Raw genomic sequence first — 22,239 nt, 5'->3', positions numbered from 1 at the left:
CCGCCACAGTGTTCGTATCTTTTTTCCCGCAGCCGAAGCTGTTTTTCACCTCGGCCGCCCTCTGGAGCCTTGCTGGGGTCCTGTTCTGGTTCTTCGGCGGCCAAGAACTGGGTGCGCATTTTGGCTTGCCGCCGGCAGCCGACGGCGCACCACCCATCCTTGGCATTCCAATATTCTGGTCGCCGCCTTTCCTTTGGTTTTACATTTATTTCAGCGTGATGCTGGCCATTTTCTACCTGTTCTGGCGCTTCTACGCACCCCATCCCTGGCAGAACTGGTCGATCCTGGTGTCCGCCTTCATCCTCTTTTCGACCTACACGAATGTGCAGCTCAATGTCGCTCTGAACACATGGCGCGGGCCGTTCTTCGACCTCTTCCAAAAGGCAATAACCACACCAGGTTCGGTGACCGCGGCCGAGCTTTACAGCCTGTTTGGGATTTACGCTCTGATAGGCTTTATGTTCATCTCGCTGTTTGTCGTGACACGTTTCGTCGTTAGCCACTACATCTTCCGTTGGCGCACGGCGATGAACGAATTTTATGCCGCGAATTGGTCTAGGCTGCGCCACATTGAAGGTGCCTCGCAGCGTGTCCAGGAAGATACGATGCGCTTCTCCACCACCATGGAGCAATTGGGTGTCGCCTTTGCCGACTCGATACTGACGCTGATCGCCTTCCTGCCAGTGCTCGATGCGCTTTCGAGCCACATCACCGCACTGCCGCTGGTCGGCTCAATTCCGCATTCGCTGGTGATCGCCGCGCTGCTATGGTCACTATTCGGCACGCTTCTGCTGGCCGTTGCGGGTCTAAAGTTGCCCGGCATGGAATTCCGCAACCAGCGAGTGGAGGCTGCCTATCGCAAGGAACTGGTCTACGGCGAGGACGATCCGAACCGGGCCACGCCGCCAACCTTGGCCGAGCTCTTCCAGAATGTGCGGCGCACCTATTTCCGCTATTATTTCCACTATGCTTATTTCAACGTCTTCCGGGCCGGCTTCGGCCAGGCGGACGCGATCTTCTCCAGCGTCATCCTCATTCCGACCATTGCAGCGGGCAAGATCACCCTGGGTATCTGGCAGCAGATCAGCACCGCCTTCGGCCAGGTTTCCGATTCATTTCAATATCTCGTCAACGCCTGGCCAACGATCGTGGAATTGATTTCGATCTACAAACGCCTGCGCGCCTTCGAGGCGACGCTCTATGGCGAGCCGCTGCCGGATCTCGATCAGCGTTTTCTTGCCCGGCAAGCCGGGGATTCCGTCTGAAAATGGACAGTGGGCGGCTCAGCCGCCCACCGTCTCCTTCGTCGTGTCGGCACGACGCCGCGCCGCATAATCGCGAAAACTGATGCATTCGACGTCGGCTTTCACGCAGACTTCGCCGGCGAAGCGTTCCAGCGCGGTCCAGTAGGCGCCGTCATTCATCAGCGTGAAATGGAAGCCGAGCTCGAGCGGCAGCCGCTTGCCGCTATACTGCGCATCGAAAGCGGCGCGAAACGCCTCGTAGGCGCGCTCGGTGAACTCGGCCGCCATGGCTGGCTTCTCGGTGCCTCCGGAATGGCGGACATAGAGATTGTAATCCATGGCGACCACTGACTTGGCCTTCGGGCCTTCCGGAACAAGCGGCAGGGCGAAGCGCATTGTGCCTTTCACGGTCGGCGGCAGGGCTGGGCCTTTGGAGACGCCGCTGGCGTCGTACTGGAAGCCGGCCTGCGGCAGCGCCTCGTAGAGCGCCTTGTTGGTCGAGAGATAAGGCGCGCGGAAGCCGACCAGCGCATGGTGAGCGAAATCGTGCCAGCCGGCCGGTTCCGGGATGCCGTTGATGGCATAGGCGTTTTCGAAGATGCGCCGCACAGAAGCGAATTCGGCCAGCCAGTCCGCCTTGCTCCAGGCCTTGCCGTCGAAATGGCCGCAGGCATGGCTGCCGATGTCGTGGCCTTCGGCGGCCGCCAGCCGGACCTGTTCCAGCCGGTCGGCCACGTCCTGCTTGGAGGCGGCGAAACCGACATTGGATTTGCCGGCGGTCTTGCCGGGCCCGGAGTACTGCTGGCGCGTGTCTGGCGAAAGCAGGAAGACGCAGGACAGGAAATAGGTGAAATGCGCGCCGGTGCGCTTTGCCAGCGCCCGGCTGCGCTGCCATTGCGAGATCTCGCGCGCCGCGTCGAAGGAAATCAGCACGATCTGCTTGGGCTTGGGGGGCGCAACCGCCGGCGCTTTGGGCGGATCGGCGAAGGCCACGCCGGCGGCGGCAAACGAGGCGAGACTGAACGCAAGGACACGGTACGAACGAAGCATCGGCACCCTTCTGGCAGGACCCTTTCCAGCCGGTCGGAAGCCGGCTATCGCCCAAATGTGGCGCCGATGCGGTGCGGCAAGCCCGGAGGTTCCCCCCGGAGGTCCCCCCGAGGTCGCATTGAGTTGTCCCGCCGATTTTCCGGCCCGCCCCCTTCCATGCGGACAAATATTCGCTAAAACGCGGGCTCAAGAAGCGCCTCACCCGGGGCAGCAATGGTTTTTGATTGATGTCGGACGATAGTTTTATTCGCGAAGTCAACGATGAGATTCGTCGCGAGCAGGCGCACAAGCTGTGGGACCGTTTCGGCCCGGCCCTGCTCGGTCTGGCGATCCTGGTCGTGCTCGGCACCGCCGCCGTCGTTGGCTACCGCTATTGGGACGAGACCCGCGCCAACCGCTCGGGCGACGCATTCTCGGCCGCGCTCAAGCTCGCCAATGACGGCAAGAGCGACGAGGCGATCGCCGCGCTCGACCAATTGGAAAAGGACGGCTACGGCGCCTATCCGCTGCTTGCCCGCATGCGCGCCGCGACGGTCAAGGCCAACAAGGGCGATGTCGACGGTGCGGTCAAGGATTTCGACGAGGTTGCGGCCGACAACGCCATTCCCGCCGGCATCCGTGACATCGCGCGGCTGAGGGCGGCGCTGCTGCTCGTCGACCACGGTTCCTTCGCCGATGTCTCCAGCCGCGTCGAGGCGCTCACCGCCGACACCAATCCGCTGCGCCATTCGGCGCGCGAGGCGCTTGGCCTTGCCGCCTGGAAGGATGGCAAGTCGGCGGATGCTCTCAAACTGTTCGACCAGATCTCTTCGGATGACGGCGCCCCGCGCAATGTGCGCCAGCGGGCGCAGCTCATGTCCGAACTGATCCGCGGGTCGGGCAACGCGTCGTGATTGCATGTCGCCCAAAAGTGCGCAGCGGTTTTGGGACAAACGACATGCAAGATAAACGGTAGACCCGATGTCGTTCAAAGTCGCCATCATCGGCCGGCCTAACGTCGGCAAATCGACTCTTTTCAATCGGCTGGTTGGAAAGAAGCTGGCGCTTGTCGACGACACGCCGGGCGTGACGCGCGACCGCCGCGTCCATGCCGCAAAACTCTACGACCTGCATTTCGACGTCATCGACACCGCCGGCTTCGAGGATGCCGCGGCCTCGACGCTGCCCGGCCGCATGCGACAGCAGACCGAGATCGCTATCCGCGAAGCGGATCTGATCTTCTTCACCATCGACGCCAAGTCCGGTCTGTTGCCCGACGACCGCACCTTTGCCGAGATCGTGCGCAAGTCCGGCAAGCCGGTGGTGCTGGTCGCCAACAAGGCTGAGGCCAAGGGCGCCCAGGGCGGCATGCTGGAGGCCTGGGAACTGGGCTTGGGCGAGCCGATCCCGGTCTCGGCCGAGCACGGCCAGGGCATGCCCGATCTGCGCGACGCCGTGATCGAAGCCCTTGGCGAGAAGCGCGCTTTCGACGAAGAAGAGGGCGAGGCCGAGGAGGAGGCCGCCGCCAGCGAAGTGCTGATCGGCGAGGACATCACCGATCCCGATGCCGAAGCAACTTATGACGATACCAAGCCGATGCGCATCGCCGTCGTCGGCCGTCCCAATGCCGGTAAGTCGACGCTGATCAATGCGCTGATCGGTGAGGAGCGGCTGCTGACTGGCCCGGAAGCCGGCATCACCCGCGATTCGATTTCCGTCGACTGGGACTGGCGCGGTCGCCGGGTCAAGCTGTTCGATACCGCCGGCATGCGCCGCAAGGCGAGAATCCACGAGAAGCTGGAAGTGATGTCGGTGCAGGACGGCCTGCGCGCCATCCGCTTCGCCGAGATCGTCATCATCGTGCTCGATGCCACCATACCCTTCGAGAAGCAGGATCTGCAGATCGCCGATCTGATCATCCGTGAGGGCAGGGCGCCGGTGATCGCGTTCAACAAATGGGATTTGATTGACAACCCGCAGGAATTGCTTGCCGAGCTGCGCGAAAAGACCGGGCGGCTCTTGCCGCAGGTGCGCGGCATCCAGGCCGTCACCGTCTCGGCCGAGACCGGGCGCGGCCTCGACAAGCTGATGGACGCCGTCATCAAGACGCACAAGGTTTGGAACAGCCGTGTGTCGACCGGCAAGCTCAACCGCTGGCTGGAAAGCATCCTCGCGCATCATCCGCCGCCCGCCGTTGCCGGCCGCCGGCTGAAGGTCAAATACGTCACGCAGGCCAAGACCCGGCCGCCGGGTTTTGTCGTCCAGTGCTCGCGGCCGGACGCGATGCCGCAATCCTATGTGCGCTACCTGTCGAACAGCCTGCGCGAGGCCTTCGACATGCCGGGCGTGCCGATCCGCATCGCGCTGCGCACCTCGGACAACCCTTTTGCAGGCAGGGCGAAGAAGCGCTGACGGGTTGGGGCGCCAACGCCCCACCAAGTCGTCATCCACGGGTCTGCGCTCCGCTTCGCGTCGCTTCGCCCGTGATGACGACCCGCGTAGGGCCTAAGCCACCTCCCGCAGCCTCTCCTTTATCACCGCTCCCTCCGGCAGCGTCTCCAGCGCCGCCTGCAATAAAATCTCCGCCAACCGGGCCGCCACCGGATCGGGCTCGGCGTCCTTCTGGTGCAGGTGCAGCGCCATCATCGGCAACGCCGGCAACCCGACCGCCTCGGGCGCGATCGCCCTGACATTGGCGGGCAGGCCGATATCGGTGCGGATGGTCAGGCCGAGGCCGGCGGCCACCGCCGCCCAGATGCCGCCGAGGCTCGGGCTGGAAAAGGCCATACGCCAGGGCATTCCCGCACGGTCGAGCGTTTCCGTCGCCACGGTGCGCAGCAGGCAGGGCGCTTCGAACACCACCAGCGGCAACGGCTCGCCGGCATTTGCTCCGACAGCAATCGGCTTGGCCGGGCCGATCCAGCGCGCCTGCACATCGGCTACATGCCGGCTGTAGGGCAGGGTCATGCCATCGTGCCAGGCGAGCGCGATGTCCAGGCTGCCCGACAGGATACGCTCGGCAAGATCATGGCTGCGCCCGATCCGCGCCTCGATACGCACCTTTGGATGGGCGCGCGCAAAGCGGCCGAGCACGTCGGGCAGCACGGCTTCGCCGAAATCCTCCTGCAGGCCAAGCCGAACCCAGCCTTCCAGCTCGATGCCGCGGATGGCCGAGGCGGCCTCGTCGTTGAGCTCGATCAACCGCCGCGCATAGCCGAGCATAGCCTCGCCGGCCTCGGTGAGCGCCAGGCCGCGCCCCGCCTTGCGGAAGATCGGCGTCGCGGCCTGCTCTTCCAATTTCTTCAGCTGGGCGCTGACCGCCGAGGTCGAGCGTCCAAGCCGCTCAGCCGCTTTGGCAAAGCTGCCCAGCTCCATGCCGGCGACGAAGGTTCTCAGCACATCGAGCTCGAATGTGACGCGGTGCATAATATCGTCCTGTTTTTCAGGATTGTCAGTCAAAAACTTCCTGATTTTATGGATGAAGTTATGGCGCTACATCCCGTCCGTCAACCCGCTCAAACGGCCGTCACGGGAATGAAATCATGTCTGCCATCATTGCACGAAACGACTGCCAGCCGACCGCGAGGGCCACCATCGCGGCTGGCCGCACCTTCGGGCCAAATCACCGCTGGAAGGTGCTGGGCATCGGCGTCGCCGCCAATGCCGGCTTCTCCGCCACCTTCTCCGGCATTCCGGCTACCGCCGTGGCCATGCGCCAGGGCTATCATCTCGACAACGCCCAGCTTGGCCTGGCGCTTGGCCTTCTTGGCCTTGGCGTTGCGCTCAGCGAACTGCCATGGGGCGTGCTCACCGATCGCTGGGGCGACCGCCGCGTGCTCCTGACCGGGCTCGGCGCGACCGCGGCCTGGCTGCTCATCATGGCGATCCTCGTTGTGCCGACAACGCTCACCGTTCCAGAAGTCGCGCTGCTTTCGGCAAGCCTGCTCGTCGTCGGTCTGCTCGGTGGCAGCGTCAACGGTTCCAGCGGCCGCGCCATCATGGGCTGGTTCCATGAAGGCGAGCGCGGTTTTGCCATGAGCATCAGGCAGACGGCGGTGCCGCTCGGCGGCGGACTTGGCGCGATGGTCCTGCCCTCGCTTGCCTTGAGTTTCGGCTTTGCCGCCGTCTTCGGCCTGCTGGCGGCCGTCTCCGCCATCGCTGCCTTCTTTGCCTGGCGCTGGCTGCACGAGCCGCCGGCCGAGGACAGCGGTGCCGCCGCTGCGACCACAAGCGGCCCGGCGCCGCTTCGCAACATCGAGGTCTGGCGCATCTCGATCGCCATAGGCCTGCTCTGCTTCCCGCAGGTCGCGGTGCTGACCTTCGCGTCGGTCTTCCTGCACGACTTCGCCGGCATGGGCACATGGGTGACCAGCGCCACGCTTGCCGTCGTGCAGGCCGGCGCCATGACGATGCGCGTCTGGAGCGGCCGCTTCACCGACCGCCGCGGCAACCGCCGGTCCTTCCTGAAGCTCTGCAGCGCGCTCAGCGCCTTGGCCTTTGCGATGCTGTGGCTGCTGGTGCTGGCGGCCGGCAGGCAACCGGCACTGATGATGGCGCTGCCGTTCATGGTCGTCGTCGCCGGCATCTCAGTCTCGGCCTGGCATGGCGTTGCCTATACCGAACTTGCCACTCTGGCCGGCGCCGGCCATGTCGGCACCGCGCTCAGCCTCGCCAACAGCTTCGTCTTCATCGGCTTCTGCCTCGTGCCGATCGCCATTCCGTGGCTTTTGGTGCTCTTTGCGTGGCAAGGCGTGTGGCTGGCCGCCGCAGCCTGCGCGGCGATCGCTTGGCCGATCTTCCTGCGCCAATCCTGAATCTTCAAAACAAAGAAGCATGAAGCCGGCTTGCCATCAGTATGAAGACAAGATGATCGATGCCGTTAACCCGCCATCAAGGTTAATGCTTCACTTTCACTCTCCGGGGTCAGTAGCGTTCTGGAGAGTTCCGTGCATCGACGCGTTCAAAAGCGGCTTATCGCCGCCGCCGCTGCGAAAAGACGTTCCTTCCTTCCACAGTTGGTTCTGGGGCTCGGCATCTGGGTCGGCTTTCCGTCGGTGGTCGCCTATCAGGACATGGCGAGCCTGGTGTCCGGGCTGGAAACACCCAACGCCCGCTGGAACGCCTATATCGAGAAATCGGCCGCCGGCTCGGTGCATGCGGCGGAGATGCCCTTCGTCGATTCCACCACCACCGGCTCGATCTCCGGCTCAGGCATGAACTTGCCGGGCGTCGGCACCGTCGCCTTCCGCGGCAAGGGCAGCGCCGTCGGCGTAACGCCTGACGAGGACCGCGTCGTGCGCGCCGACAAGAAGGGACGCATCGTCCAGATATCGCCGGTCACGCCGCCGAAAAATTTCAGCGCCGGCTCGATCTTCGAGCGCTCCTCCTCGCTGATCCGGCCAAGCACGGACAGCGACCTCAAGCTCACCTTCGCCAAGCCCGGCATCAAGGGCAAGGAAGTCCAGATCGCCCAGGCCTTCCATCTGCGCGAGGATAAGAAGCCGGATCCCGATTTGCCGGCGGCACTTGTCGCGCTGGTCAACAACGACAAGCCGGACATCCTCGCCACCGCCTATGCCCAGGCCGCGCCAGACTATGCCAAGGCATCGCCCTTCGAAGCCCTGCTGCAGGACGAGGAGCCCAACAATGGCCGCTTCATCCCGCCGATGGGCAAGGGCGACCATGCCTGGCTGCAGAACCCGCTGCCGGCGAGCGTCTTTTCCAAACCCGAACAGGCCTGCCTCGCCAAGGGCATCTATTTCGAGGCGCGCAGCGAGCCGGTTCGCGGCCAGGCCGCGGTCGCCCAGGTGATCCTCAACCGCGTCCGCAACCCGGCTTATCCGAAGACGATCTGCGGCGTCGTCTACCAGAACGACGACTGGTTCAACCGCTGCCAGTTCTCCTTTGCCTGCGACGGCAGGAAGAAGACCATCACCGACCAGGCTTCCTACAAGACCGCGCAGGATGTCGCCATGGCGGTGACGGCCGGCAAGATATTCATTCCCGAAGTCGGCTCATCGACGCATTACTACGCCAACTACGTCCATCCGGGCTGGGCGCGCGCCATGCACAAGATGACCAGGATCGGCCTGCATATCTTCTACCGTACCTATGGCGGCGGCTGGAGCTGAGCCGTTTAAGCGGCTCCACTTGAGCCGCCAGGGTGGTTCGAACCGAACCACTTAAATGACACCTCAAACGCCCCTCCGCATCGCTCGCCTCGCGCACCGATCGGCGCGCCTTCGCGCGCGGATTCGCACCGTTGCCTCACGCGGCCGTGAAGGGCACGATGTCGCACCTCGATAAGCCATTGATTTAACTGCCGAAAATACATCGCTTTGAAGTTCGGTCCGTGGCTTGACGGGCGCAGACCCTCTAACTATGTTGCCGGCGACTTTAGAAGCGGACGGACGGCAATCGTCTGCCCGGGCAGGGGGGTTGCGATGGCCGACAAAAACGGGCCAGACGGGACCGGAGAAACCGGCCGCGGCAGGCAGCCAGACGCCACCATCCGCGACGACGAACTTGAGCGCCGCCGGCACAGTCTCGAAGCATCGCTTGCGACGAGGCGCCCGGACCGGCCCGAGGGGAAAGGCGAAGCCAACGCCGCGACCGGTTACGGTCAGGCACTGAAGCTGTCCAGCGAGTTCATCGCCGGAGTGGTGGTCGGTGTCGGTTTAGGCTGGATCATCGACCGGCTGGCGGGAACAGCGCCATTTGGGTTGATCGTCGGTTTGTTGTTGGGTTTTGGCGCGGGCGTGCTCAATGTCCTGCGTTCGTCGGGGCAGGTGGCGCAGTTCGGACAGGACGGCAAGCCTCGCGAGCCGAAGCAATGAAGTGGCGCCATTCTGGCGCGGGTTTAGAGAAGTGAAGCCGATTGTGGCTTTGACGGGGATTTAAAGTGGCTGCTGCTGACAAGGTCGACCCGATCCACCAGTTCCAGATCCATCCGATCATTCCGCTGCATATTGGCGGCTACGACATCTCCTTCACCAACTCTGCTCTGTTCATGGTCGCGACGGTCATCCTCGCGTCCGCCTTCCTCTACATGAGCACCGCCAGCCGCGCACTGATCCCGGGGCGCCTGCAGTCGGTTTCCGAAATGGCCTACGAGTTCGTCGGCAACATGCTGCGCGACGCCGCTGGCAAGCAGGGCATGCAGTTCTTCCCGCTGGTGTTTTCGCTGTTCATGTTCGTGCTGGTCGCCAACCTGATCGGCCTGTTCCCTTATTTCTTCACTGTCACCAGCCACCTCATCGTCACCTTCACGCTGGCCGCGCTGGTGATCGGCACTGTCGTCGTCTACGGCTTCGCCAAGCACGGCTTCGGCTTCCTCAAGCTGTTCGTGCCGCATGGCGTGCCGGGCTATCTGCTGCCGCTGGTGGTGGCGATCGAGATCATTTCCTTCGTCTCGCGTCCCGTCAGCCTCTCGGTTCGTCTTTTCGCCAACATGCTTGCCGGCCACATCACGCTGAAGGTGTTTTCGGGCTTCGTCGTCAGCCTCAGCGCGCTCGGCGCCGTCGGCATCGCCGGCTCGGTCCTGCCGCTCGCCATGGCGGTCGCGCTGACGGCGCTGGAACTGCTGGTCGCCTTCCTGCAGGCCTATGTGTTCGCGGTGCTGACCTGCATGTATCTGAACGACGCTCTGCACCCGAGCCACTGATCGATTTCGACCGGCGCCCCGGCGCCAGCATACCCAACGTACCAACTGCAACGACTAGAGCAACACAGGAGTTTTGAAATGGACGCAACTGCAGCAGCTGCTATCGGCGCTGGCATCGCCTGCATCGGCATGGGCGGCGCGGGCATCGGCCTCGGCAACATCTTCGGCAGCTACCTCTCGGGTGCGCTCCGCAACCCGTCGGCTGCTGACGGCCAGTTCGGCCGCCTGATCTTCGGCTTTGCCGTTACCGAAGCTCTGGGCATCTTCTCGCTCCTCATCGCGCTGCTGCTGGTCTTCACCAAGTAAGAAGCGCGCGCCGACAAAGGGGCCGCATGGTGCGGCCCCGTATGGACAGGGGAATGAGATGTTCGTGACATCTGCCTTTGCGCAAGAAACAGCGCCGGCCGCGGCCGAGGGCGATACGCATGCGGGCACCGCGGTGCCTGCTGCGGAGCATGAGGCGTTCCCGCCGTTCGATCCCAAGACCTTCCCATCGCAGATCCTGTGGCTGGTCATCACCTTCGGGCTCTTCTATCTGTTCCTGAAGCGCGTGGTGATGCCGCGTCTCGGCGGCATCATCGATGTCCGCAACGATCGCATCACCCAGGATCTTGACCATGCCGCAAGGCTGAAGGGCGAGGCTGACGCCGCTGTTGCCGCCTATGAGCAGGCATTGGCGGAAGCCAAGGCCAACGCCAACAAGATCGGCCAGCAGGCCAGCGACGCCGCCAAGGCCGAGGCGGAGACCGCGCGCAAGAAGGTCGAGGCCGAGCTGGACAAGAAGCTCGGCGCGGCCGAGGCAAGCATCGCCTCGATCAAGGCCAAGGCGATGAAGGAAGTCGGCACGATCGCTGAGGACACCACGTCGGCCATCGTCGATGCGCTTGTCGGCGGCAAGACCGACAAGGCCGAGATCGCGGCCGCCGTCAAATCCGCGAGCCGGTGAGGAGTAAGATCATGGACGCCACATCACTCGCGGCACTTTGGGCAACCATCGCCCTGATCATCTTCCTCGGCGTCATCATCTACCTGAAGGTGCCGGGCATGCTTGCCAAGTCGCTCGACGCCCGCGCGGCCAAGATCAGCAGCGAGCTCGAAGAAGCCCGCAAGCTTCGTGAAGAGGCCCAGCAGCTGCTCGGCCAGTATCAGCAGAAGCGCAAGGAAGCCGAGAAGGAGGCCGCCGACATCGTCGCCGCGGCCAAGCGCGAGGCCGAGATGCTGGCGAGCGAAGCCCACCAGAAGACCGAGGATTACGTCACGCGTCGCACCGCACTTGCCGAGCAGAAGATCGCCCAGGCCGAGCGCGAGGCCGTCAGCGAAGTGCGCGCCTCGGCCGTCGACATCGCCGTCGAGGCCGCCCGTGCGCTGCTTGCCGCCAAGGTTGACGCCAAGGCGGGCGCCGATCTGTTCAAGTCCGCGCTGCAGGACGTCAAGGCCAAGCTGAACTGAGCTGACTTCGAAGCTTCGAAATCAAAGCCGCCTGGGCAACCCGGCGGCTTTTTTGTTGGCGAGGGAGCGCGGCGAAGACGCTGCCGATCTCCCCCACAATGGGATACGGCATACACATTTTCAACCGGCTGGCCTTTGGCGATAGCGTGCATGGCAGCTTGGCGCATGCATTGTCTAATCTGGCGCTGGTCGACCCCCACTCCGTCTCGGCTTCGCCGAGCCACCTCTCCCCCCGATCGACGGGGTAGAGGAAGGCGCCAAGCTTTTTGCCGTCAACGCTCATCCAGCAACGCTCCCTTCCTTTCCCTCCGGAGGGGGGAAAGGTGGCGCTGCGAAGCAGCGACGGATTGGGGGAACCACGTGGCAATCAAGCCTCAGGTCGATCAGTCACGCCAATTACAGAAGATGTGTGCATGCCGCGGCGCAATGGGGGAGATTAGCTAACTACTCCAATCCGGCGAAGCTCTCTTCCTCAGCCACCTCAACCCCGCCCAGCCGAAACGGCGCGAACGACGCGCGGTGCAGCCTTGCCACAGGTCCGTGCGCCTCTATGGCCGTGCGGTGCCGCACCGTCGCATAGCCCATATGCACCTCGAAGCCGTAGCGTTCATGGTGGCCGCCGCAGCCGCACATCATGCGGTCGCGCATCACCTTGGCGACGATCGAGGCGGCGGCGATCGATTGCGAGCGCTGGTCGCCCTTGATCAGCGCGCGGCCCTCGCAGGTAAGTCCGGGCGGAATGTCGCGGCCGTCGGCCAATGCCAACTTAGGCCTCAAGGACAGGCCGGCGGCGGCGCGGCGCATCGCTTCCAGGCTGGCCTTCAGAATATTGCTGTTGTCGATGCCTTCGGCACTGATCGACGCCATCGAGACACTGAGCGCGGAACCGAGGATCTTCAGGAACAGCGCCTCGCGCTGCAGATGGGTGAGGCGCTTGGAATCGTCGAGGCCTTCGGGAATGTTGGCGGGGTTGAGCACCACTGCCGCCGCCACCACGGGACCGGCAAGCGGTCCACGGCCGGCTTCATCCATGCCGGCCACCGGCCACAGGCCCTCGGCCATCGCCTTGGTTTCGATGGAGAAGTCGGGCTTCTCGAGCATTTCGAAGAGAAGCGGAGAATCGGAACGCGCGCGAGCCATGGTGCGGCGAGGTTCGCATCGGCTCCGATTCTCCGCAAGTCCTTCCGGGTCGGATGGGGCGTCGGACCAGGAAGGCACCGTCTCACGGCCGGGGGACAGGCCGGACGGGATCTTTGCGCCGGGGGCCCTCGCCGCCCGGCATGACGTTCAAAGCAGCATCAGCTGCTCGCTCGCATTGGCGCCGGCAACGAACTGGTCGACCCTGAGCGTGCGCCGCTCGGCATTGAGGCCGAGCCGCTTGGCGGCGATCTCGAAGCGCCGGCCGATCTGCCAGGCATAGGGACCGGCGCCCTTCATGCGCTTGCCCCATTCCGAATCGTAGTCCTTGCCCTCGCGCATCGAGCGGATCAGCGACATCACGTGCCGGTAGCGGTCCGGATAGTGGCGCAGCAGCCAGTCCTTGAAGATCGGCGCCACTTCGAGCGGCAGGCGCAGGATGACATAGCCTGCCTCCCTGGTGCCGGCGGCGCGCGCCGAATCGAGGATGCGTTCCAACTCCGGATCGGTCAGCCCGGGAATGATCGGCGCCACCATCACCGAGGCCGGGATGCCGGCGTCGGAGAGCTGCCGGATCGCTTCCAGCCGCTTCGTCGGCGTCGAGGCGCGCGGCTCCATCGTGCGCGCCAGCATGCGGTCGAGCGTCGTCACCGACAGCGCCACCTTGGCAAGGCCGCGCTCGGCCATGCGCGACAGGATATCGATGTCGCGCGTCACCAGCGCCGATTTGGTGACGATGCCGACAGGATGGCCGCGCGCCTCCAGGACCTCCAGGATCTCACGCATGATCCGGTACTGCTTCTCGATCGGCTGGTAGGGATCGGTGTTGGTGCCGATGGCGATGGTGCGCGGCTGGTAGCCGGGCTTCGACAACTCCTTGTCGAGCATACGCGCCGCGTCCGGCTTGGCGAACAGCTTCGATTCGAAATCGAGCCCCGGCGACAGGCCCATGAAGGCGTGCGTCGGCCTGGCGAAGCAATAGACGCAGCCATGCTCGCAGCCGCGATAGGGGTTGATCGACCGGTCGAACGAAATGTCGGGCGATTCGTTGCGGGTGATGATGGTGCGCGGCTTCTCGACCTGCACCTCGGTCTTGAAGGGCGGCAATTCCTCGAGCGAGTTCCAGCCGTCGTCGAACACATGACGGCTGACCGGCTCGAAGCGGCCGGACGGGTTGATGCCGGCCGAGCGGCCGCGATTGCGGTCAGGCCGCACGCGCATGCCGCTCTGTTCGATCATCGCATTTGCCATCTCGGCCCTGCCGGCTCCAAAAGCAGCAATGTCGGCGCGCACGATCTGTTCCATTTTCGCCCTCTCCCAGGGACTGTCCGCAGGCTGTCGAATCGATCTGTTCATGAAACTATTCCTATTTTGTCGATGAGAACAAAGCAAGAACTTTTTGCGCTGCGATGCGGAACTGGCGCGATGCGTGGCTTTCCGCTATTCGGCTAAGCATGCTCAGCGTTCTCATCGAAACCAGGAACGACGAAGAGGGCCTTGCCCGCACGCTCGCCTCGCTGGTCGGCGGCGCGGTCGAGGGCGTCGTGCGCGACGTCATCGTCTGCGATGCCGGCTCGACCGACCAGACGCATCGGGTGGCCGAGCACGCCGGCTGCCACTATGTCACGGGCGGTATCGCAGCCGGCATCGGTCAGGCCAAGGGCGACTGGCTGCTGCTGCTCGAACCAGGCGCGCGCCTTGCCGAAGGCTGGATCGAGGAGGTCGCGGCCCATACGGCGAAGCAGACCATGCCGGCGCGCTTTTCACGCGCGAGGGGCAATCGAGCCCCATTTCTGGCGCGCGTGTTTTCAGGCAACCGCGCGTTGGCCGAGGGCCTTGTCATCAGCAAGCGCCAGGCCGCCGCGCTTGCGAAAAGCGCACGCGGTGCCGAAGCGCTGGCGCGCGGTCTCGCCACCAGAAGGCTGAACGCCCAGATCTGGGTCGCGCCGCCGAAGTGAGGCGCTCGCGCCGCCGCTTCCACGGCGAGCCGGTGATCCACTGAGCCGGGGTCAAATGCCCGACAGTTCAATGGGCATCCAGGCGCCACGGCGCCTGGCCAGGCGTTGCTCGCGCGTCTCTGTGTCGTAGCGGACCGGGACCGGCTCGCGGGAGAATTGCCCGCGATCGTCGAGGGCGTTGACGATGACGATCGCTCTCGCATCCTCATCCGCACCTGCAATGGCGGCGACATAGACGCCGCAGTCGCGGCATAGAAGATAGTCGGCGGTGCGTAGGCCAAAGCGATAGACCTGCAGGCGCTCCCTGTCTTCGACCGATACCACCAGTTTGCCGTTGGGGTCGGCCGCCGCGCGCGAGCCGTGCCGAATGCAGAACGAGCACTGGCAGGCGCGGATTTCAATTCGGGTCGGATCGAGTTCGGTTTCGAAACGGAGGCGTATGGCGCCGCAATGGCATCCGCCGTTGTAAAAGGCCATGGCAGGGTTCCTTGCTTGTTCGCACAGGATACGTTGCCAGTTTGGGCTTCGGAATGGAGTCTCCAAGGCGGAAGCTCCATTCTGCTTGGCAAATGGGCGACCGTCCCCGCGCTTTGCCTTTGTTTAAGAGGAAGCCTTGCCGCCACGCCTGAGATGCTCGTCAAGCCGCGGCATGATCTCCACAAAATTGCAGGGCATATGCCGGTAGTCGAGCTGCGCCTTGATGATGCCGTCCCAGGCGTCCTTGCAGGCGCCGGGCGAGCCCGGCAGCACGAAGACGAAGGTGGCGTTGACGACGCCGCCGGTCGCCCGGCTCTGGATCGTCGAGGTGCCGATCTTGTCGTAGGAAATGCGGTGGAAGACTTCGGAAAAGCCGTCCATGCGCTTTTCGAAGATCGGCTCCAGCGCCTCCGGCGTCACGTCGCGCCCGGTGAACCCGGTACCGCCGGTGGTGATGACGACATCGATCCCTTTGTCGCGCGACCAGCCAAGCACCTTGTCGCGGATTTTCTCCTGGTCGTCGGTGACGATGTCGCGCGCGGCAAGCAGATGGCCGGCCTCAGCGATGCGGTCGGCCAGCGTCTGGCCGGATTTGTCCTCGGCGAGGCTGCGCGTGTCCGAAACGGTCAGCACCGCGATGCGCACCGGAATGAAGGGCCGGCTCTCGTCGAGCTTTGCCATCACTCGGCCTCCATGCTGCGCGTCGCGGCCACGAACCAGTCGGGATGACGAGCACGGATTTCGACCGCCGCGCGCTTGGCGACATTGCCGGTCTCGAACAGGCCGAAGCAGGTGGCGCCGGAGCCGGACATGCGCATGAAGGCCGCGTCGGCTCTTTTGAGCGCCTTGAGCGCCTCGCCGATCGCCGGCTCGATGGAACGGGCGGCAACCTCGAGATCGTTGCGCGTCGTCTCCAGCCAATTGCGGATCGAATGGAAGTCGAGGCGTTTCGGCAGCGGCGGCAGCGCCTCATTGTCGTGGCCGGCGAGCGCCTTGAACACGTCCGGTGTCGGGACGGCCACGGCCGGGTTGACCAGAACCAGTCCGAGCGCTGGGAACCCGGCCACAGGCGACAGATCATCGCCGATGCCGCGCGCGAGCAGCGATTTGGCCTTGAGGCACATCGGCAGGTCGGCGCCGAGCGACAGGCCGATCCGGGCGAGCGCATCGCTGTCCAGATCAAGCTTCCATAGCTGCGCCAATCCGTTGAGCGCCGCTGCCGCGTCGCTGGAGCCGCCGCCGATGCCGGAAGCAATCGGCAGGTTCTTCTCCAGCCGGATGGCGACGGGCGGCGTCTGCACCGCGCCGGCTTCGCGGCGCAGGGCATCGCGTGCCTTCACCACCAGATTGCCGTCGTCGAGCGGCAGCCCGTCGGCATAGCGGCCCGAGATCGTGAAGGCGTCCTCATCGGCTGGCGCGATCTCCAGCCGGTCGCCGAAGCGGGTGAAGACGGCAAGGCTGTCGAGCAGGTGATAACCGTCGGCGCGCCGTCCGGTCACATGCAGCGCCAGATTGATCTTGGCAGGCGCAAGCCACGTCCGAGCTTGTGTCCCGGCCTCGAGAATGTCGGCTGTCAGGGAGATGGCGTCAGTCCTTGGCCAGGCGGTACTCGCCGGTCTTCGGGTCCTTGACCAGCGTTCCCATCGTGCCGTTGGCGCTCTGCTTTTCGGTGCGCCGGATCTTGGCGGTCACGCGCTCGGCCTCGCGCACGAAAGCGCGGTAGCCGAAGTAGGCGGCGGCGCCGATGACGGCGAAGAAAATGATCTGCGGCATGTCAAACTCCTCCCGCAAAAGACGGCAAGGCCGGCTGGGATGGGTCAGTCAGACACGTATGCTAGACGCTTTCATGGCTTTTTCAAAGCCCGAAGCGCGCCCACAATGCGCGCTCTTCCGCCGCATCGATGACGCCGCCGGCCGCCGCGGCCGCGATTTCCGGCACCGATGAGCGCGAGCCGAACAGGCCGAAGCGGCTGAGAAACCCGCGCGGCGCGATGATCAGCCGGAGCTGGGTCTTTGCCCCGAAGCGCGTCTTGAGCACGCCGCGCATGTCGCCAAGCGCATCGACCAGACCAAGTTCCAGGCCTTTCTTGGCGGTCCAGAACAGGCCGGTGAACAGGTCCGGATCGTCCTTGAGCTTCGAGCCGCGCCGCTCCTTGACCAGATCGATGAAGGTCTCGTGCACTTCGAGCTGCAGCACCTTCAGCCGCTCGACATCTTCCTTCTTTTCCGGCTTGAACGGGTCCAGCACGGCCTTGTTCTGGCCGGCGGTGTGGACGCGGCGCTCGACGCCGATCTTCTTCATCAGCTCCGGGAAGCCGAAAGAGGCCGAGACCACGCCGATCGAGCCGACGATCGACGACGGATCGGCGAAGATTTCATCGCCCGCAACCGCGATCATGTAGCCGCCCGAGGCCGCCACATCCTCGACGAAGACCAGCACGCGTTTGTTCTTTTCGACAGCAAGGTCGCGGATGCGCTTGAAGATCAGCCGCGACTGCACCGGCGAGCCGCCCGGCGAATTGATCGAGATGGCGACCGCCGGCGCGTCGAAGGCAAACGCCTTCTCGATCAGCCCGGCTGTAGAGGCCAGCGACAGGCTCGGTCGGAACTGGCCGCCGCCGGCCATGATGGTGCCGTGCAGCCGGATGACCGGGATGGTGACGACTGTCGAGCGCCAGGATTTCGGCAGCAGGCGGTTGAAGAGGCGTTTCACGAAGGATTGTCTCCTGACAATGTGCACGAGGCATGTAGGAAGTCGCTGAAGGACGGCAATGCCGCATTGCCGGCCCGGGATCAATCGCCGAACAGCGATGCCAGCCCGTTGTTGATCATTTCGGTGCGTTCCGTCGGCTCGTTGCCCGACGGTCCGTGTAGGATATGCGGTGGCCGGATCGAAAGCTTGCCGCGCGCGCCGAGCCTGGCGCGCACGATGATGCGGATCGCGGCTTCGTCCGGGCGCGGGTGCACGCACAGCATCTCGGCATCGCCGAAGCGGCCTTCCAGCGCATCGAGGATGGCGACGAGCTGTTCGGGCCGGGCAATCACCGCCAGTCCACCGCGCGGCTTGACGATGGCGGCAGCGCTGCGGATCCAGCTCTCGAAAAGCCCGTCTTCCAGCACATGCGCTTCGCGGCGCAGCGCATCCGGCGTCGATCGGTCCTCGGCGGCGTTGAAGGGCGGGTTCATGATGACGAAGTCGAAAAAATTGTCGGCAAGGCCGGCAGCGATCCGCGCCCGGCCGGTGAGCGTGACGTCGGCCGTCAGCGCCGAGGCGCGGTCGCCGAGATGCGCATTGCCCGGATGCGCAAGCGTGGCTGCGGCGAACGCCGCCATTTCGGCGGAACGCTCGACCAGAACGGCCCGCGCCGCCGGGCAGCGTGACAGCACGGCAAGTGCTGCCGCACCCGCGCCGGCGCCGAAATCGGCGACTTGGCCACAAAAGCCGGACGGCACGGCAGCGGCCAGCATCATGGCGTCCATGCCGGCGCGGTGGCCGCCCCGGCTCGGCTGCACCAGCCAGAACCGGCCGCGATGGAAGGCATCGACCGTGTGAGCCGGCGTGTCCGGGGTAAGCGTGCCTGGCGCTGCCATTATTTGGTGCGGATCTCGTTCTCGATGCCGGCATCCTTCAGGATGCGGCGCGCGGCATCGGCCTTGTCGGCATCGACCATGACGCGCCTGGCCAAAAGGCCGATCGACCCTTCGAGAATGCTCATGTTCTGGTCGGCGACGAAGCAGGCGATGCCGGCATCGCGCATCAGCGATTCGACAAAGGAGATGATGACGGCGTCATTGGTGCGGACAAGCTCGATCATGGAATGAAAATCGCAGGTTAGAACGTTGATGTAAACGCGTGCCTGGATCGATGCCCAGATCGATGCTTCACGAACCCGCGCCAATTCGCCTCTTGCCGTGCCCTGTTGTGCCGCCCTAGAGTCGAGCTGGGACTTAGGGCAATTCCAGGAAAAGTGTCAGCGGTTTTCCGTCCGGAATTGCACTAAAACGAGAATATGGAGGGGTTCGTCGTTTCCATGAAACGGCGAAACGCTCCAGGGTGCCGTCGTGCGCGTGAAATTGAGACGGGAGTTGTCGTGGTGGGTGTCGTTCTGAACATCGAAGGCAAGCGGGATCCCGCTTCCATCAAGGATCTCATCGATCTGACGGCCGGTGACATGGCGCGCGTCAACGAGCTCATCCTGTCCAAGGCTGGTTCCGACGTCGAGATGATCCCGGAGGTCGCCAACCACCTGATCTCGTCCGGCGGCAAGCGGCTGCGGCCAATGCTCACGCTCGCTGCCGCGCAGATGTTCGGCTATGCCGGCGAAGGCCACGTCAAGCTCGCCACCGCGGTCGAGTTCATGCACACCGCCACCCTGCTGCATGACGATGTGGTCGACGAAAGCGCGCTGCGCCGCGGCAAGAAGACCGCGCGCATGATCTGGGGCAACCAGGCAAGCGTGCTGGTCGGCGATTTCCTGCTAGGCCAGGCCTTTCGCATGATGGTCGAGGTCGGCTCGCTGGAAGCCCTCGACATTTTGTCGGCCGCCGCCTCCATCATCGCCGAGGGCGAGGTGATGCAGCTTGCCGCCGCCAAGAACCTCGAAACCACCGAGGATGAGCATTTCGCCGTCATCAAGGCCAAGACCGCGGCGCTGTTTTCGGCCGCGGCCGAAGTCGGCCCGGTGATTGCGCTCGCCTCGCGCAACGACCGCGCGGCGCTGCGTTCCTACGGCATGAATCTCGGCCTTGCTTTCCAGCTCATCGACGATGCGCTGGACTATGGCGGCTCCAGCAAGGACCTCGGCAAGAATGTCGGCGACGATTTCCGCGAGGGCAAGGTGACGCTGCCGGTGATCCTCGCCTACCGGCGCGGCACCAAGGCCGAACGCACCTTCTGGAAGCGCGCCATCGAGGAGAACGTCACCGACGATGCCGGGCTGGAAAAGGCGATCGGCCTGATGGCCCGCCATGGCGCCATCGCCGACACGATCGGGCGCGCCCGCCATTTCGGCGAGATCGCCCGCGACGCGCTGGCGCCGCTGGAAGCGACGCCGCAGAAATCGGCGCTGATCGACGTCATCGATTTCTGCATCAGCCGGGTGAACTGACCAGCTGCCGAACTTGTCCCGCCTCTCTGGCAAAAAGCCGGGAGTAGAGTCTTTGTCGTCTCGACAAATGGCCGCGCCGCAAATTATCTATAAAATATGGCCACTGAAGACACCATCGCCGTCCGCATCAGCAAGGAACTGGCGGACCGTATCATCTCGGGCGCCATCGAGCCCGGATCGCGGCTGCGCCAGGATCACATTGCCGAGGAATTCAAAACCAGCCACGTGCCGGTGCGCGAGGCCTTCCGCCGCCTCGAGGCGCAAGGCCTGGCGGTCAGCGAGCCCAGGCGCGGCGTGCGCGTCGCTTCCTTCGATCTGTCCGAGGTCAAGGAAGTCGCCGAGATGCGGGCAGCACTTGAAGTTCTGGCGCTGCGCCACGCGGCGCCGCATCTGACGGCGGCTATTCTCGACCAGGCCGAGGAGGCGACCAAGGCCGGCGACAAATCGCGCGATGTCCGATCCTGGGAAGAAGCCAACCGCGCTTTCCACCGGCTGATCCTCGAGCCGTGCCGCATGCCGCGCCTCCTCTCGACCATCGACGATCTGCACGCGGCAAGCGCGCGTTTTCTGTTCGCCGCCTGGCGCTCCGAATGGGAAACCCGCACCGATCAGGACCACCGGGCAATTCTTGCCGCGCTGCGGCAAGGCAACACCGAATCCGCCGCCGCCACCCTTGGCCGCCACGTGCAATGGATCGGCCAGAAGCCGGTCAAGACTGCTTCGGGCATAACGCGCGAGGCGTTTGCCATCGTCGGATAAGTGACGGCGATCGGTCGCGGCCTGTCGGCTTCGTCATCGGATGGCGACGGCGGTTGGCCGAGCCTCTCAGCTTCGTCATCCTTGGGCGTAGCGACGCGAAGCGGAGCGAAGACCCGAGGATCCATGCCATGACATTGGCCAGAGATGCAACGGAGCAAAATCCTGAACGGTGCAACGCCTTAGCGTCACGGCATGGATTCTAGGGTCTGCGCGCGTCGCTGCGCTCCATGCTCCGCCCTAGAATGACGAAATCCGTTGCCTGTTCCAGGTCGGCGCTTGTCATCGCTCCAAGAATATGGATTCAATAATAGATCGAACAAAGAAATTATCTATAATTCAAACCAGCCAAGGAAGACACCGTGACCAACGCCGCCGTTTCGACCCATCAGCCCTCTTTCAGCCCGCTCCGGCTCCAGCACCGTTCGCTCGCCTGGAAGGTCGGCGCCGTCATTGCCGGCTCGCTGTTCCTGGCGCTGTCGTCCTATATCGAGGTGCCGATGGTGCCGGTTCCGGTGACCATGCAGACCTTTGCCGTCACTCTGATCGGCGCGCTCTATGGCTGGCGGCTCGGCGCGCTCACCATCGCCGCCTGGCTGGTTGAGGCAGCAGTCGGCTTTCCCGTTCTGGCGGGCGGCGACGCGGGCGTGCTGCATTTCGTCGGCCCGACCGGCGGCTACCTGTTCTCGTTCCCGCTTGTCGGCGCGCTTGTCGGCTGGCTGGCCGAACGCGGCTGGAACGGCAATCGGGTTCTGCTCGCCTTCGCGGCCATGCTGCTCGGCAATCTCGCCTGTTTGGTCCTTGGCACGGCCTGGCTTGCCGCCATGATCGGCGCCAGCAAGGCGATCACCTTCGGCTTCCTGCCCTTCATCGTCGGCGGCTTGCTCAAGTCGGCGCTGGGCGCGGCGACGCTAAAGCTCTTTTCCACCTATCGCTCGCCCGGGGCCCGATGACCGTCAGGCTGCGCGCCCACCATCTGCTTTGCCTGCTGACTTATGTCGGCAAGGGCTACTCGCCGGCCTTCACCGCCAACTACGACAAAATGGTGAAGCGCCTCGCAGGCGGCGAGGACGTGCTTGTCGTCCACGGTCCGGACGACATCTGCGTTCCGCTGCTCGATGAACCGGAACCGCACTGCCTGGGCGAGAGCGCGGCAGCCAGGGACCAGCTCGCGGCGCGCGACGTCGGCGAACTCCTGCGCCAGCCGGTCGCCGCCGGCGCTCGTTTCAGTCTCGATGCCGCGCGCCTTGCCGCGATGCGGCAGGCCTTTGCGACTGGACGCACGCGCGAGGCATGCCGTGGCTGCGAATGGTCTGATCTGTGCAGTGCGGTGGCGGTCGCCGGATACACCGGCGCCCGCCTTTGAGGGCACGTCAGGAGCGGCATTCGAAGCTGGCTGGCGCGTCATCACAACATTT

Annotated in this window: 26 protein-coding genes; 15 read left to right on the top strand and 11 right to left on the bottom strand. The window is 64.4% G+C overall.

Annotated elements, in window-relative coordinates:
• The first annotated feature begins 8 nt into the window (after positions 1-8).
• Positions 9-1,265, top strand: a complete 1,257-nt coding sequence (gene sbmA, locus AB6802_RS19685) for a peptide antibiotic transporter SbmA (protein ID WP_371011835.1) — start codon at positions 9-11, stop codon at positions 1,263-1,265.
• An 18-nt stretch (positions 1,266-1,283) separates the two neighbouring features.
• On the opposite strand, the gene AB6802_RS19680 is transcribed toward sbmA, so the two are convergent.
• Complete coding sequence (locus AB6802_RS19680) at positions 1,284-2,294, bottom strand: polysaccharide deacetylase family protein (protein ID WP_371011834.1); 1,011 nt, start codon at positions 2,292-2,294, stop codon at positions 1,284-1,286.
• Positions 2,295-2,521: 227 nt separating this feature from the next.
• Between AB6802_RS19680 and AB6802_RS19675 the strand changes: the two genes are divergently transcribed.
• Positions 2,522-3,187 carry a tetratricopeptide repeat protein gene (locus tag AB6802_RS19675; protein ID WP_371011833.1) on the top strand — a complete coding sequence of 222 codons (666 nt, stop codon included), beginning with the start codon at positions 2,522-2,524 and terminating at the stop codon, positions 3,185-3,187.
• A 67-nt stretch (positions 3,188-3,254) separates the two neighbouring features.
• Positions 3,255-4,685, top strand: coding sequence for a ribosome biogenesis GTPase Der (gene der / locus AB6802_RS19670; RefSeq protein WP_371011832.1), 1,431 nt, complete (start codon positions 3,255-3,257; stop codon positions 4,683-4,685).
• Between the two features lie 93 nt (positions 4,686-4,778).
• Here der and AB6802_RS19665 read toward each other — a convergent pair whose 3' ends face one another.
• Positions 4,779-5,699 carry a LysR substrate-binding domain-containing protein gene (locus AB6802_RS19665; RefSeq protein WP_371011831.1) on the bottom strand — a complete coding sequence of 307 codons (921 nt, stop codon included), beginning with the start codon at positions 5,697-5,699 and terminating at the stop codon, positions 4,779-4,781.
• A 116-nt stretch (positions 5,700-5,815) separates the two neighbouring features.
• Between AB6802_RS19665 and AB6802_RS19660 the strand changes: the two genes are divergently transcribed.
• From AB6802_RS19660 to AB6802_RS19630, 7 genes are all read left to right on the top strand, one after another.
• Entirely contained in the window at positions 5,816-7,087 is a 1,272-nt protein-coding gene (locus AB6802_RS19660) for an MFS transporter (RefSeq protein WP_371011830.1), read from the top strand.
• A 132-nt stretch (positions 7,088-7,219) separates the two neighbouring features.
• A complete protein-coding gene (locus AB6802_RS19655) occupies positions 7,220-8,404 on the top strand; it encodes a cell wall hydrolase (protein WP_371011829.1) in 1,185 nt (394 codons plus the stop codon).
• Between the two features lie 312 nt (positions 8,405-8,716).
• Positions 8,717-9,109 (top strand): AtpZ/AtpI family protein, encoded by a 393-nt coding sequence (locus tag AB6802_RS19650; RefSeq protein ID WP_371011828.1) that lies wholly within the window; start codon positions 8,717-8,719, stop codon positions 9,107-9,109.
• A gap of 65 nt (positions 9,110-9,174) precedes the next feature.
• Complete coding sequence (locus AB6802_RS19645; protein ID WP_371011827.1) at positions 9,175-9,936, top strand: F0F1 ATP synthase subunit A; 762 nt, start codon at positions 9,175-9,177, stop codon at positions 9,934-9,936.
• Positions 9,937-10,014: 78 nt separating this feature from the next.
• A complete protein-coding gene (locus AB6802_RS19640) occupies positions 10,015-10,242 on the top strand; it encodes a F0F1 ATP synthase subunit C (RefSeq protein WP_095816382.1) in 228 nt (75 codons plus the stop codon).
• 58 nt (positions 10,243-10,300) lie between these two features.
• Complete coding sequence (locus tag AB6802_RS19635) at positions 10,301-10,882, top strand: F0F1 ATP synthase subunit B (RefSeq protein ID WP_371011826.1); 582 nt, start codon at positions 10,301-10,303, stop codon at positions 10,880-10,882.
• Between the two features lie 11 nt (positions 10,883-10,893).
• On the top strand, positions 10,894-11,385 hold the full coding sequence (locus AB6802_RS19630; protein ID WP_371011825.1) for a F0F1 ATP synthase subunit B: 492 nt from the start codon (positions 10,894-10,896) through the stop codon (positions 11,383-11,385).
• A 444-nt stretch (positions 11,386-11,829) separates the two neighbouring features.
• Here the strand turns inward: AB6802_RS19630 and AB6802_RS19625 are convergent, their stop codons facing one another.
• A complete protein-coding gene (locus AB6802_RS19625; RefSeq protein WP_371011824.1) occupies positions 11,830-12,525 on the bottom strand; it encodes a ribonuclease HII in 696 nt (231 codons plus the stop codon).
• 147 nt (positions 12,526-12,672) lie between these two features.
• On the bottom strand, positions 12,673-13,827 hold the full coding sequence (locus tag AB6802_RS19620) for a PA0069 family radical SAM protein (RefSeq protein WP_371011823.1): 1,155 nt from the start codon (positions 13,825-13,827) through the stop codon (positions 12,673-12,675).
• Positions 13,828-13,976: 149 nt separating this feature from the next.
• On the opposite strand from AB6802_RS19620, the gene AB6802_RS19615 reads away from it, so the two are divergent.
• The gene (locus AB6802_RS19615) at positions 13,977-14,480 is read left to right on the top strand and encodes a glycosyltransferase (protein ID WP_371011822.1); all 504 of its coding nucleotides are present in this window, start codon (positions 13,977-13,979) and stop codon (positions 14,478-14,480) included.
• 51 nt (positions 14,481-14,531) lie between these two features.
• Here the strand turns inward: AB6802_RS19615 and AB6802_RS19610 are convergent, their stop codons facing one another.
• The 7 genes from AB6802_RS19610 to AB6802_RS19580 all read right to left on the bottom strand — a co-directional run bounded on the left by AB6802_RS19610 (position 14,532) and on the right by AB6802_RS19580 (position 18,772).
• Positions 14,532-14,957 (bottom strand): GFA family protein, encoded by a 426-nt coding sequence (locus tag AB6802_RS19610; RefSeq protein ID WP_371011821.1) that lies wholly within the window; start codon positions 14,955-14,957, stop codon positions 14,532-14,534.
• Between the two features lie 123 nt (positions 14,958-15,080).
• A complete protein-coding gene (gene moaB, locus AB6802_RS19605; RefSeq protein ID WP_371011820.1) occupies positions 15,081-15,638 on the bottom strand; it encodes a molybdenum cofactor biosynthesis protein B in 558 nt (185 codons plus the stop codon).
• Positions 15,638-16,522, bottom strand: coding sequence for a 4-(cytidine 5'-diphospho)-2-C-methyl-D-erythritol kinase (locus AB6802_RS19600; RefSeq protein WP_371011971.1), 885 nt, complete (start codon positions 16,520-16,522; stop codon positions 15,638-15,640). Before AB6802_RS19600 ends, moaB begins: the two co-directional genes overlap by 1 nt.
• A gap of 22 nt (positions 16,523-16,544) precedes the next feature.
• Positions 16,545-16,730 carry a hypothetical protein gene (locus tag AB6802_RS19595; RefSeq protein WP_371011819.1) on the bottom strand — a complete coding sequence of 62 codons (186 nt, stop codon included), beginning with the start codon at positions 16,728-16,730 and terminating at the stop codon, positions 16,545-16,547.
• Positions 16,731-16,812: 82 nt separating this feature from the next.
• Positions 16,813-17,670: a S49 family peptidase gene (locus AB6802_RS19590; RefSeq protein ID WP_371011818.1), complete on the bottom strand. Its 858-nt coding sequence runs from the start codon at positions 17,668-17,670 to the stop codon at positions 16,813-16,815.
• Positions 17,671-17,750: 80 nt separating this feature from the next.
• Positions 17,751-18,548: a tRNA1(Val) (adenine(37)-N6)-methyltransferase gene (locus tag AB6802_RS19585; RefSeq protein ID WP_371011817.1), complete on the bottom strand. Its 798-nt coding sequence runs from the start codon at positions 18,546-18,548 to the stop codon at positions 17,751-17,753.
• Positions 18,548-18,772 (bottom strand): DUF2007 domain-containing protein, encoded by a 225-nt coding sequence (locus tag AB6802_RS19580; protein WP_371011816.1) that lies wholly within the window; start codon positions 18,770-18,772, stop codon positions 18,548-18,550. The genes AB6802_RS19585 and AB6802_RS19580 overlap by 1 nt, the downstream gene beginning before the upstream one ends.
• 279 nt (positions 18,773-19,051) lie before the next feature.
• Here AB6802_RS19580 and AB6802_RS19575 point away from each other — a divergent pair, with 279 nt between their 5' ends.
• The 4 genes from AB6802_RS19575 (at position 19,052) to AB6802_RS19560 (ending at position 22,187) form a co-directional block, all read left to right on the top strand.
• Positions 19,052-20,065, top strand: coding sequence for a polyprenyl synthetase family protein (locus AB6802_RS19575; RefSeq protein ID WP_371011815.1), 1,014 nt, complete (start codon positions 19,052-19,054; stop codon positions 20,063-20,065).
• 96 nt (positions 20,066-20,161) lie between these two features.
• The gene (locus tag AB6802_RS19570) at positions 20,162-20,824 is read left to right on the top strand and encodes a GntR family transcriptional regulator (RefSeq protein WP_371011814.1); all 663 of its coding nucleotides are present in this window, start codon (positions 20,162-20,164) and stop codon (positions 20,822-20,824) included.
• Between the two features lie 359 nt (positions 20,825-21,183).
• On the top strand, positions 21,184-21,774 hold the full coding sequence (locus AB6802_RS19565; RefSeq protein ID WP_371011813.1) for a biotin transporter BioY: 591 nt from the start codon (positions 21,184-21,186) through the stop codon (positions 21,772-21,774).
• A complete protein-coding gene (locus AB6802_RS19560) occupies positions 21,771-22,187 on the top strand; it encodes a DUF1284 domain-containing protein (protein WP_371011812.1) in 417 nt (138 codons plus the stop codon). The genes AB6802_RS19565 and AB6802_RS19560 overlap by 4 nt, the downstream gene beginning before the upstream one ends.
• Positions 22,188-22,239: the final 52 nt, after the last annotated feature.

The sequence above is a fragment of the Mesorhizobium sp. RCC_202 genome, from assembly GCF_041355295.1.
Taxonomy (GTDB): domain Bacteria; phylum Pseudomonadota; class Alphaproteobacteria; order Rhizobiales; family Rhizobiaceae; genus Mesorhizobium.
The sequence above is the reverse complement of the archived record's forward strand: the minus strand, read 5'-3'. Positions and strand labels throughout refer to the sequence as shown.